The sequence below is a fragment of the Streptomyces sp. NPDC001848 genome (assembly GCF_042891915.1).
GTDB lineage: Bacteria > Actinomycetota > Actinomycetes > Streptomycetales > Streptomycetaceae > Streptomyces.
Genome location: NZ_JBIATP010000013.1, coordinates 271,485 through 282,791 on the forward strand (window position 1 = coordinate 271,485; position 11,307 = coordinate 282,791).

Below are 11,307 nucleotides of genomic sequence, written 5' to 3' on the forward strand. Positions count from 1 at the left end.
GGCACCGCCCTACCCACCGGAGGCGGCGCAGACCCTACCCACCGGACGGGGCACAGACCCCTACCCACCGCAGGCGGCACCGGTCCTACCCGCCGGAGGCGGCCCGGTACAGATCCGCGGCCTCGCGCCCTAGGACCACGCTGTAGGAGATGTCCGGGGTGGAACCACCCTGTTCGTGTCCGCCGAGGACACCCACGACCTCGCCGTAGCCGTTCACCCAGGGGCTGCCGCTCGTGCCGCTGGTGAAGCTCGGGCAGTCGATGCGCTGCTGCGTGCGGCTGTGGACGGTCGGCCTGTTGGTGCAGGTGATCGGGGATTCCGCGGAGTCGGGGTATCCGGTGACGGTGACGGCGGTGGCGCCGGTGTCGTGCCCGGTGACGAACCTGTTGCCGCCCACGATCCTCTCGACCTCGACGCCACCGATGGACTCCACGGTGGCGAACGCCACGTCGCTGTCCTCGTCCTGGCCACCGCTCCAACGGTCACCGACGTAGGCCTTGGTCACCTTCCACACGCCGTAGGGCGCCTTGCCGTCCCGGTAGCCCGGGGCGAACCAGAGCGTGCCGCTGCCCACGCAGTGCGCCGCGGTCACGATCAGGTTGCCGCGCTTGCTGTGCACGACGGAGGCGGTGCAGAAGTGACCGCCCTCCAGCCCGCCGGACGCTCCGAACAGCGCGCCGATGCGGGAGGCGGCCTGAGTGGGCGGCGCCGACACGGTCACGCCCAGGGGTCCGGGACCGCCGGCGGCGGCCGCCACGGAGGAGGACGTGACAGCCAGCAGTACGACAGCACCCAAGAACGCGTGCCGCCGGTTGCCAGGGGGGCGTGTGATGCCGTTCATCACCTCTTACTGTGGCCCACAAAGGTGAGAAAAACTCTGTGACCAATCTGAAATCTTTCTATGAGGTTTCGTTTCCCCAGGTCAGCGAGAGCATTCGGCGCAACGGGCGCCCTCTCTCCGGAGGCATCCCGCCGTTCACCCACGGGCACCGCCCCTGCCCCGCACACACGATTTCCGAACAAACGTGCGATGCACTCCAGTTCCCACACTCCAGTTCCCGCACTCCAGTTCCCGTAGGCCGGTTCCAACGAGTCGGAGACGTCAAGCCGGCGCCACGCCCCCGCCATCCCCCGGCCATCGACCGGTAAGACGGGCACCTGGGTTCGGCAATGCGGAAGTCAGGAATCCAGCAGCCTCTTGTTTGTCGCGTACTCAACAAGTCAGGGTCGTCCCGGGCCGCCGCCTCGTCGCCGGGGACACCCAACCGGCGACGCACCCGCACGCACTTCCCTGTCAAACCCACTCAGGAGAACGCACGTTGCGTACGACACCCCCCAACAGACCGGCTCGGCCCGGCAGGTGGCGCCGCATGGGCTCGGCCGCCGTCGCCACCGCCGCCCTCGTGTTCGCCGGCCTCGGCACCGCGGCCCACGCGGACGCGGCCACCTCGACGAAGTCCGCCTCGTCCAAGGTGACCTGGACCCGCTCCTGCGCCCAGCCCAAGAAGAAGGGCGAGATGGCCTGCAACGCCCTGCGCGTCACCGGCGGCGTCACGGCCTTCCAGCGGCAGCAGGCCAAGGAGAAGGGCATCACGCCCCAGGCCGTCTCCCCGAAGGCCACCTCCGACACCCCCACCGGCTACGGCCCCAGCGACCTGCAGTCGGCCTACGGCCTGACCGACGCGGCCGCCGCCAACGGCTCCGGCGAGACCATCGCGATCGTCGACGCGTACGACGACCCGAACGCCGAGTCCGACCTCGCCCAGTACCGCTCCTACTACGGCCTCCCGGACTGCACCTCCGACAGCGGCTGCTTCACCAAGGTCGGCCAGACCGGCTCCACGACCTCCCTCCCCTCCGCCGACAGCGGCTGGGCCGGTGAGATCTCCCTCGACCTGGACATGGCCTCCGCCGTCTGCCCGAACTGCAACATCCTGCTCGTCGAGGCCAACTCCGCCTCGATGACCGACCTGGGCACGGCCGTCAACGAGGCCGTCAAGCTCGGCGCCAAGTTCGTCTCCAACAGCTACGGCGGCGCCGAGTCCTCCTCCGACTCGACGTACGACTCGTCGTACTTCAAGCACCCGGGCGTCGCCATCACCGTGAGCGCGGGCGACGAGGGGTACGGCGCCGAGTACCCGGCCGCCTCGAAGTACGTCACCGCCGTCGGCGGCACCGCGCTCTCCACCGCCTCCAACAGCCGCGGCTGGACCGAGAAGGTGTGGAGCACCAGCAGCACCGAGGGCACCGGCTCGGGCTGCTCCGTGTACGACGCGAAGCCCTCCTGGCAGACCGACTCCGGCTGCTCCAAGCGCATGATCGCCGACGTCTCGGCCGTCGCGGACCCCGCCACCGGAGTGTCGGTCTACGACACCTACGGCGACGGCACCGGCTGGGTGACCTACGGCGGCACCAGCGCCTCGTCGCCCATCATCGCCGGCGTGTACGCCCTCGCGGGCACCCCCTCCAGCAACTCCTACCCGGCGCAGTTTCCGTACCATGCGGCCGGCACGTCCGCCCTCAACGACGTGACCAGTGGCAGCAACGGCTCCTGCACCACCGGCTACTTCTGCACGGCCCGGTCCGGCTACGACGGCCCGACCGGCTGGGGCACCCCGGAGGGGGTCGGCGCCTTCACCGGCTGATCCGGCTCCCCTTCCCCCGCAGATGACGGACGCCGTCAGCAAGTAAGTGGGGACTTACCGACGGCACTCTCCGGCAGACGGGCCGCGGCAACCAGCCGCGGCCCGTCGCCGTGCGTGCTCCCCGCACGTCCCGTGCTTCGACGCACATCCGTGCGATCTGACGTGCCGCCACCCGACGCGTGCGCGCCCCCCGTTCGGGGATAGCCTTCCGCTCGTACGGGTGACACCCGTATGCCACGGGCCGGCCGGTCGGCTCGCGCCAAGAGGCCAACCAGGTCCTCATGGCGCAGAAGACGTTAACGACGGAACCACACACCAGGTTCCGCTGCGACTTCATTGCCCGGCGTGACCCGCCGTGATACACAGAGTGACCACACGCCCCTTCACACACCGGTCCACGCCCCTCGCGGGGGTCCCACGCGGGCCGGATGCAAGGGACACGTACGAAACCCGCCAATCAATGACGCCAAGTCGACATACGACAGCGGCATTGTCGGCGAGAATGGCCCTGACCTCTGCGACGGTGGCAGGGGGTACGGAACAACCCAACAGGGGCGGTGACTTACATGCATCTCGCGGCCGCAAAAGGCGACATCAACACGATCATCGGCGGTATCGCCCCAGACTGGGGACCGTTCGGCAGCCTGGGCAACGAGGCTCGCGTGATGGTCGAGGTGGTGATGGCCGTCGCCATCCTGCTCTGTCTGGCGATCGCGATCTGGGGCGCGGCCAAACAGCGCATCGGCGCCACGGCCCTGCGTGACACGTTCAGCGCCGAGCAGGGCAAGGGCCTCATCATCGCGGGTCTGACCGGCGTCTTCATCATCGGCTCGCTGGGCACGCTGTTCACGATCGTGTACGGCATGGCCGTCTAGGCCCGGCCCCGGACCGCCGGGCCCCACCCGGTGCACCGTCAGTCCCCGGCCGGGCGCGCCCGGTAGCCCCTCCGACCCATTCGTCCGTCGCGCCCACCGGCTGAGGTTGCGTTTCCCTGATGTCGAGTCACCACACCGCGCCCGCGCGGCAACCAGCACGGCTACCGTCGTACTTCTACGTGGTTCGAAGCGGTCGAGAGCTGAAGGGGGCGTGCGCGGCATGAGTCTCGGTGACGGTGCCTCCGGCGGGGGCGACGCGGAGTACGGCGGAGTTGGGCAGACCCGTACCCGGCTGCCCGGCGGCCGGAGCGGCGACGTGTACGGAGGTGCCCGGCGAGGCCGGTCCTCGTCCCGGAGCCTGGTCACGGTGGTCGGCGTGGTCGTCCTCCTGATCGCAGCGATCGCCTTCGCGAACCGCGGGGGCGGGAGTTCGTCGTCGGCGGACGGCGGCCGGACCAGAACGGACTCGGCCCCTACGGCGGCTTCGGGGGTGCGGCCGGTGCAGTCGAAGAACGGGGGGATTCCCTCGGGGTTCGCGCATGACCAACAGGGGGCCCAGTCCGCCGCGGCGAACTACGCCGTGGCCCTCGGCTCGGCCGACATGTTCACCAAGACCGGACGGGACGCGATCCTCAAAGCTGTCATCACCCCCTCGAAGGTGACGGACTTCCAGGCCAGGCTGGACAAGGCGTACACCGCCGACTTCAACAAGAAGATCGGGCTCAACGAGGACGGCACCGCACCTCAGGGCTACACGTTCGTCTCACGTACGAACCCGATCGGCACGAAGCTCACGGCGTTCACGACCGACAAGGCGACCGTCGAGGTCTGGTGCAGCGGCCTTCTCGGCCTCGCGGGTCAGAACTCCACGAATCCGGTCACCAGCAGCTGGTTCACCCTCGTTCTGCAGCTTGAGTGGAACGGCGGCGACTGGAAGATCGTGACGGATTCCCAGAAGGACGGTCCCGCGCCCGTCCCGGGGGATGAGCGGGCGTCCACCGCCAACGACATGGGCAAAGCCGTAGAGGAGTACGGAGGGTTCACGTATGCCCGCTGACCACCGCGTACTCAAGCTGACGGCCACAGTCGCCGCAGCCCAGACGGCGACGTTGATGCTCGCCACACGAGCCTTCGCCGCGCCCTCGCCCACGCCCAGTAACAACCCGTGCGACCTCATCCACGGCTCCGCCAGGGAACTCTGCGAGAAGGAGAACAGCGGCGGCTCCGGCGGCGGTTCATCCCTAGTCCCCGACAACAACCCCCTCGACCCCCTCTCCTCCCTGGCAAAGGGCTGCGCCAAAGCCGCCTCCTGGACCATCGACAAGCTCAGTGCGGCCGTGAAGGAGACCGCGAGCGTCGACTTCACGAACCAGAAGTTCCTCCAGCAGTACGCCATCGTCTTCGCGGCCTCCGCCATCCTCACCCTCGTGCTGTGGCTGCTGGCCGTGGCCAAGCGCGCCGTGCGCGGCGTTCCGCTCGGCACCGCCGTCAGCGAAGCCGTCGGGTTCCTCTGGCTCACGGTGCTGGCCTCCGCCTTCACCCCGCTGATCCTCTACACCGTGGTCTCGGCGACCGACGCCGTCAGTGATGTCCTGGCCAAGGCCACCGGCGACCAGACGACCACGTTCTTCGGCACGTTCTCCGGCGCGCTCAGCAAGGGCACCGACATCGGCGGCGGCCCGATCATGCTGATCATCGTCTCGCTGGTGTCGATCCTCGCCGCCGGCGTGCTCTACCTGGAACTGTTCCTGCGGGCCGTCCTCCTCTACGTCGGCGCCCTGCTCGGCGTCGTCGTCTACTCCGGCCTCGTCGACAAGAACCTCTGGGGCCACGTCCGCCGCTGGGCGGGCATCATGATCGCGATCATCCTGGTGAAGCCGGTGATCGTCATCGTGCTCGGCCTCGCCGGCGCCCTCGCCACCGACGGCGGCCCCAACTCCCTCGCCGCCGTGGTCTCCGGCCTCGCCATCATCCTGCTCGCCATCTTCTCGAGCGCCATGATCTACCGTTTCGTCCCCGGCTTCGGCGACGAGATCGTCAACTCCCGCAACAACCGCATCATGCAGGGCGCGGAGCGCAAGGCCGCGGCCGTCATCAGCTCCCCTGCGACCCTCGTCGCCCAGGGCATCAAGACCCACAGCACGCGCGCCGACAGCAACGGCGGCCCGGCCGCGGGCGCCACCCAGCCGCCCCGCCCCGCCAACCCCGCCTCCGGTGGCGTGGCCGCGCACAGCACCCGTACCCCGGGCGGCGGCGGAGCCGTCCCCTCCGCGCCCCCACCGCGTACCAGCCCGGCCCAGACGCCGCACGCGAGCAGCACCCGCAACAGCAGTACCAACCGCACAGGAGGTGAAGGGCGTTGACGACCGAGTCCCACCTGTCCCATCCGGTCACGCCCCGCCGTACGTATCTGATCGGCCGCGCCCGGCCGAACGCGATCATCGGTCGCAACCGCGAGACCGGCGAGATCGCGCTGATCATCGGTGGCGCGTTCCTCGGCATGATGTGCGGGCTCCTCGTCCCCGTCCTGTCCCTGCGCATCGTGCTGCTGATGGGTTTCCCGCTGCTCGCGCTGGCCGCCGTGTACGTGCCGTACAAGCGCCGCACGTTCTACAAGTGGTTCGAGATCAACCGCAGTTACAAGCGGACCCTGCGCCAGGGCGCGACCTACCGGTCCGCGGCCATGGAGGCAGGCACCCGGCTCGACGGGCGCGAGGTCGAGGTCGGGCCGCCCCCGGGCATCGGCCGCATCACCTGGCTGGCCGCCCCCTTCGGACCCGACGAGATCGCCGTCCTCCTGCACGCCGACCGCAGGACGGTCACCGCCGCCATCGAGATCGAGGGCCCCGGCGTCGGCCTGCGCGACAGCGAGGACCAGGAGGCCCTCGTCGACCGCTTCGGCACCCTGCTGAAGCACGTCGCGAACGGCGACGGCTTCGTCACCCGCCTCCAGATGCTGGCCCGCACCCTGCCCGCCGACCCGGACGCGCACGCCAAGGACGTCGCCCAGCGCGGCGACGAGCGCTCACCGACCTGGCTGCGGCAGTCCTACGACCAGTTGCTGTCCATGGTGTCCACCAGCAGCGAGCAGCACCGCGCCTACCTCGTCGCCTGCATGCACTACACCCGCGAACTGGCCGCCGAGGCGCAGGCCATGGCCCGCGCCGCCCGCCCGCAGAACGGCAGGAAGGTCGACCGGGACGCCGGACTCGCGGTCGTCATGGCACGCGAGCTGACGGACATCTGCTCCCGCCTCCAGGAAGCCGACATCCGTGTCCGGCAGCCGCTGGGGCAGGGCCGGCTCGCCTCCCTCATCCACTCCATGTACGACCCGGACCACCCCATCGACCACATCCAGGCGATGACCAGGCGCAACGCCTGGCCCGCGGAGCTCGACGCCACGGAGCCCACCTACCTCCAGGCCAAGACCCGCGAGTCCTCCACCCGCGCCCCCTGGTGCCACGCCACCGCCTGGGTCAAGGAGTGGCCGATGACTCCGGTCGGCGTGAACTTCCTCGCGCCCCTCCTCGTCCACACCCCGGACGTCATCCGCACCGTCGCCGTCACCATGGACCTCGAACCCACCGAGGTCGCCATCGAGCGCATGCTGACGGAGAAGACGAACGACGAGGCGGAGGCGAGCCGCGCCGCCAAGATGAACCGCACCGTCGACCCCCGTGACATCGCCGCCCATTCCCGCCTCGACCAGCGCGGCGAGGACCTCGCGAGCGGCGCCGCCGGCGTCAACCTGGTCGGCTACATCACCGTCTCCGCCCGTTCCCCGGAAGCCCTGGCCCGCGACAAGCGGACCATCCGTGCCTCGGCAGGCAAGTCGTATCTGAAGCTGGAGTGGTGCGACCGCGAGCACCACCGGGCCTTCGTGAACACGCTCCCCTTCGCCACCGGCATTCGGAGGTAAGGCCTGATGCGGGATCCGTTGTCCGTCCTGACCGACGCCTTCACGTCCTTCCTCTTCGGCAAGGTCGAGACGACCCGGCTGCCCGTCCGCACCTCCACGGGCCAGGCCCAGGCCGTCTACCTGCCGACGGCCGCACCTGGCCTCGGCGACTCCGGCGTCATCATCGGCCGCGAGGTCTACTCCGGGAAGGGATACATCTACGACCCCTTCCAGCTGTACGGCCAGCAGCTCCCGGCGCCGCACTGGCTCGTCCTCGGCGAGTCCGGCAACGGCAAGTCGGCGCTGGAGAAGACCTACGTCCTGCGCCAGCTCCGCTTCCGCGACCGGCAGGTCGTGGTCCTGGACGCGCAGGGCGAGGACGGCGTCGGCGAGTGGAACCTCATCGCCGAGGAGCTGGGGATAACACCCATCCGGCTCGACCCGATGGCCGCCCTGGACCACGGCATCCGCCTCAACCCGCTCGACCCCGCGATCACCACGACGGGGCAGCTCGCCCTGCTCCGCACGATCATCGAGGTCGCCATGGGCCACGGCCTGGACGAACGGTCCGGCTTCGCCCTGAAGGTCGCCCACGCCTACGTCAACGAGACGATCGTCGAGCGCCAGCCGGTGCTCAGCGACATCGTCGAGCAACTACGGCACCCCGAGCCCGAGTCGGCGGAGGCGATGAACGTCGCCCTGGACGACGTACGCGCCTGGGGCCTGGACGTGGCCCTCGTCCTGGACCGCCTGGTCGACGGTGACCTCCGCGGCATGTTCGACGGCCCCACCACGGTCGGCATCGACCTGGACGCCCCGCTGATCGTGTTCGACCTGTCCCACATCGACCGCAACTCCATCGCCATGCCGATCCTGATGGCGATCGTCGGTGTGTGGCTGGAGCACACCTGGATCCGCCCCGACCGGAAGAAGCGCATCTTCCTGGTCGAGGAGGCCTGGCACATCATCAACAGCCCGTTCGTGGCCCAGCTGTTCCAACGGCTGCTGAAGTTCGGCCGACGCCTCGGCCTGTCCTTCGTGGCCGTGGTCCACCACCTGAGCGACGTGGTGGACGGAGCGGCGGCCAAGGAGGCGGCGGCCATCCTGAAGATGGCGTCGACCAGGACGATCTATGCCCAGAAGGCGGACGAGGCACGGGCGACCGGCCGGGTACTGGGCCTGCCGCGCTGGGCCGTGGAGATCATCCCGACCCTCACCCCCGGTATCGCCGTGTGGGACGTCAACGGCAACGTCCAGGTCGTCAAACACCTGGTCACGGAGATGGAACGACCGCTGGTCTTCACCGACCGCGCCATGACCGAGTCGTCGAGCGACCGCCTGGCGGACGACGTGCTGCGCGCCGCGGAACGCGAGGCGGAGGAACGCGCGGCGGCGTTCGTCGAAGAACGGCTGAGCGATCTGGACGGCTCGTCCGAGACCACGGTGGCGTAGAGACATGGGAAACGTGGGGTTCATGGGGTCCCGATGAGACCAGGCAAGGAGCAGCAGGGGCGGCAGCCGGACGGCCACGGAGGAATCCCCGACGGCCTTTTGGTGGGCGTACTCGCCTTCCTGCTCGGCGTGACACTGATGGTGTGGACGGCCACGGGCCTCGCGGGCTGGTTCGCCCACGGCGCGTGGCCGCACGGCGTACGGATCAGCAGCACCCCGGTGGCCATGCGCCACCTGATCACCGAACCCCATGACATCGCGGGCGCGTGGCCGGACACACCGCCGGGCCAGCTCTCCGGATACGGGCTGTTCTGGGGCCTGTTCATCGGCGAACTGATGGTGCTGTTCGTGCTGACGGTGTTCGCGATCGGCACCGTGGCACGGTGGAAGGCGGTACGCGCCCGGAGAAAGGCGGAGGCGACGGGCGCGGGACCGTACGGGGACAGGGCCGGAAGACCGTACGGGGACGGGGCTGAAAGAGCATACGGAGACGTGGCCGAGAGACCGTACGGGGCGGCGCCCGGCGCGGCGGCTGGTCCGCTCACCGCCGCCGGCCCGGACTCGGCCCCTTACCCTGCCCCGTCCCCGGCTGCCGCACCCCGCCCCGAGCACCTTGGTACGCGACCGCCCACGCCGACCGCCACCACCCCGATCCCCTCCGCGGCCGGCGTCGAACAGGCTCTGCCCGCGGGCCCCGCACTCGCGGTTCCCGGCGCCGCCGCGTCCCTCCCCGGAACCGGGAAGGCGCCCTCCGTCGTCCTCGGCGGCCGCGACGTCCGTCATCCCGTCGCCGCCCAGGCCGTGCGCGACGCGGAGGGTCCGACGCTCGTCATCACCTCCGACCCCGCCCTGTGGTCCGAGACCAAGGACGCCCGCGCCAAGCTGGGCCCCGTTCTCCTCTACGACCCGTCCCACCTGTGCGACACCCCGGCCCGGCTGCACTGGTCACCGTCCTCCGGCTGTGGGGACAAGGCGACCGCAGCCGCCCGCGCGGCCGCACTGCTCGCCCCCGTACGCCCCACGGCCCGTATCGACCAGGCGGTCGCCGACGTGGCGGAAACGCTCCTGCGGAGCTATCTGCACGCCGCCGCCATAGAGGGCCGCACCATCCGGCACATCCACCGCTGGGCCCAGGGCACGCAGGTCCAGGAGGCGGTACGGGCCCTGCGGACGAACCCCAAGGCGTCGTCCGGTGCAGCCGGCGAACTGGAGGCCGCGCTCACCTCGCACCCCGAACGCAGGGACATGGCACAGGAGCTGACAGCGCGCGCTCTGTCCTCCCTCTTCACCGTCAATATCCGCGAGGCATGCACACCCAACCGAAATGACAGCCTCGCCTTGGATTCCTTCGTCAACGAAGGGGGCACACTTTATGTGGTCGGTGAATCCATCGAGGACCCCCGCCAGCAGCCCGGCGCCATGCCGCTGCTGACGGCCCTCGCCTCCAGCGTGGTCGAGCGCGGCCGCCGCATGGCCGAACGGTCATCCTCCGGTCGCCTCGACCCACCACTCAGCCTGATCCTGGACGACGTGGCAGCGGTGGCACCCCTGCCCCAGCTGCCGGACCTTCTGACAACGGGCCCGGCCCAGGGCTTGCCGACCCTGGCCCTGCTCCGCTCCCGAGAACAGGCCCGCAGCCGCTGGCCCCAGTTCGAACTGCCCGTTTAGCCGCAGGCCGGCCCCGCCTACGGCCGCTCGAGAAAGAACTCCAACTCCCGCTCGGCGCCGCCACTCCCGCTCAACGGCACAGTCACCCCGCTGGGCGCGAACCCCACCTTCCGATAGAACGCCTGGGCGCGACCGTTGTCCTCGTGCACGATCAGCCGCACCCGCTCCACACCCAGCCCCCAGGCCCACTCCAGGGCCTCGTCGAACAACACCTCGGTCAGGCCGCAGCCGCGGTGTTCGGGCCGCACGTACACACCGACGACATGACCCTGCCGCCGGTCGACCGGGAACCCTGCCCAGTCCTTGGTGCCGGCCTCTTCCAGCAGCACCGTGACGGTACCGGCCCACTCGCCGTCCGGTCCCTCCGCGACGAACTGACGCACGCCGTGGCCCGCCCCGTCGGCACTCCCGGCCGCACGCTCCTGCCAGAAGGAGTCCGGCTTGGCCAGGGCCTCGTCATACGTCTCAAGGAAGGCGAGGTGAGCCACGGAATCCTGGAGCGCGAGCAGCCGCAGCGCCTTCACGGCGCGCCATTCCTCGGCGCGTATGGCACGAACGACGTACGTCTCAGGGATCTCGGAACTACTCATGTAGGCAACCGTACGTCACCGATGCAGAAAGCGAACGCGAAAAAGCCCCAACTCCCGGGCTTTACCCGGTGAGTTGGGGCTTTTTCTGAAGAATTGTTCGGCGGTGTCCTACTCTCCCACAGGGTCCCCCCTGCAGTACCATCGGCGCTGTAAGGCTTAGCTTCCGGGTTCGGAATGTA

At 69.8% G+C, this 11,307-nt stretch carries 9 protein-coding genes and 1 rRNA gene; 7 read left to right on the plus strand and 3 right to left on the minus strand.

Going from position 1 to position 11,307, the window contains the following annotated elements; all coding sequences use genetic code 11:
* Window positions 1-85: 85 nt before the first annotated feature.
* Complete coding sequence (locus ACFYZJ_RS27140) at window positions 86-841, minus strand: trypsin-like serine peptidase (protein WP_388572094.1); 756 nt, start codon at window positions 839-841, stop codon at window positions 86-88.
* A 478-nt stretch (window positions 842-1,319) separates the two neighbouring features.
* On the opposite strand from ACFYZJ_RS27140, the gene ACFYZJ_RS27145 reads away from it, so the two are divergent.
* The 7 genes from ACFYZJ_RS27145 to ACFYZJ_RS27175 all read left to right on the plus strand — a co-directional run bounded on the left by ACFYZJ_RS27145 (window position 1,320) and on the right by ACFYZJ_RS27175 (window position 10,538).
* Window positions 1,320-2,645 carry a peptidase S8 gene (locus tag ACFYZJ_RS27145; RefSeq protein ID WP_388572096.1) on the plus strand — a complete coding sequence of 442 codons (1,326 nt, stop codon included), beginning with the start codon at window positions 1,320-1,322 and terminating at the stop codon, window positions 2,643-2,645.
* Window positions 2,646-3,211: 566 nt separating this feature from the next.
* On the plus strand, window positions 3,212-3,520 hold the full coding sequence (locus ACFYZJ_RS27150) for a hypothetical protein (RefSeq protein ID WP_043441655.1): 309 nt from the start codon (window positions 3,212-3,214) through the stop codon (window positions 3,518-3,520).
* Window positions 3,521-3,740: 220 nt separating this feature from the next.
* Window positions 3,741-4,577: a hypothetical protein gene (locus ACFYZJ_RS27155; protein WP_388572098.1), complete on the plus strand. Its 837-nt coding sequence runs from the start codon at window positions 3,741-3,743 to the stop codon at window positions 4,575-4,577.
* On the plus strand, window positions 4,567-5,883 hold the full coding sequence (locus ACFYZJ_RS27160; RefSeq protein WP_388572100.1) for a hypothetical protein: 1,317 nt from the start codon (window positions 4,567-4,569) through the stop codon (window positions 5,881-5,883). The genes ACFYZJ_RS27155 and ACFYZJ_RS27160 overlap by 11 nt, the downstream gene beginning before the upstream one ends.
* Window positions 5,880-7,439: an SCO6880 family protein gene (locus ACFYZJ_RS27165; RefSeq protein WP_388572102.1), complete on the plus strand. Its 1,560-nt coding sequence runs from the start codon at window positions 5,880-5,882 to the stop codon at window positions 7,437-7,439. Before ACFYZJ_RS27160 ends, ACFYZJ_RS27165 begins: the two co-directional genes overlap by 4 nt.
* A gap of 6 nt (window positions 7,440-7,445) precedes the next feature.
* A complete protein-coding gene (locus ACFYZJ_RS27170) occupies window positions 7,446-8,870 on the plus strand; it encodes an ATP-binding protein (RefSeq protein ID WP_388572104.1) in 1,425 nt (474 codons plus the stop codon).
* Between the two features lie 33 nt (window positions 8,871-8,903).
* Entirely contained in the window at window positions 8,904-10,538 is a 1,635-nt protein-coding gene (locus ACFYZJ_RS27175) for a type IV secretory system conjugative DNA transfer family protein (RefSeq protein ID WP_388572106.1), read from the plus strand.
* A gap of 17 nt (window positions 10,539-10,555) precedes the next feature.
* Here ACFYZJ_RS27175 and ACFYZJ_RS27180 read toward each other — a convergent pair whose 3' ends face one another.
* Both ACFYZJ_RS27180 and rrf read right to left on the minus strand, forming a co-directional pair.
* Window positions 10,556-11,128 carry a GNAT family N-acetyltransferase gene (locus tag ACFYZJ_RS27180; RefSeq protein ID WP_388572108.1) on the minus strand — a complete coding sequence of 191 codons (573 nt, stop codon included), beginning with the start codon at window positions 11,126-11,128 and terminating at the stop codon, window positions 10,556-10,558.
* Window positions 11,129-11,223: 95 nt separating this feature from the next.
* Window positions 11,224-11,307, minus strand: a 5S ribosomal RNA gene (gene rrf, locus ACFYZJ_RS27185); the annotation flags it as partial.

Excerpts from the sequence above, each read along its gene's own strand:
- ACFYZJ_RS27140 (WP_388572094.1), bottom strand. The coding sequence starts at position 841 with ATGAACGGCATCACACGCCCCCCTGGCAACCGGCGGCACGCGTTCTTG.
- ACFYZJ_RS27150 (WP_043441655.1), top strand. The coding sequence starts at position 3,212 with ATGCATCTCGCGGCCGCAAAAGGCGACATCAACACGATCATCGGCGGT.
- ACFYZJ_RS27155 (WP_388572098.1), top strand. The coding sequence starts at position 3,741 with ATGAGTCTCGGTGACGGTGCCTCCGGCGGGGGCGACGCGGAGTACGGC.
- ACFYZJ_RS27160 (WP_388572100.1), top strand. The coding sequence starts at position 4,567 with ATGCCCGCTGACCACCGCGTACTCAAGCTGACGGCCACAGTCGCCGCA.
- ACFYZJ_RS27170 (WP_388572104.1), top strand. The coding sequence starts at position 7,446 with ATGCGGGATCCGTTGTCCGTCCTGACCGACGCCTTCACGTCCTTCCTC.
- ACFYZJ_RS27175 (WP_388572106.1), top strand. The coding sequence starts at position 8,904 with ATGAGACCAGGCAAGGAGCAGCAGGGGCGGCAGCCGGACGGCCACGGA.
- ACFYZJ_RS27180 (WP_388572108.1), bottom strand. The coding sequence starts at position 11,128 with ATGAGTAGTTCCGAGATCCCTGAGACGTACGTCGTTCGTGCCATACGC.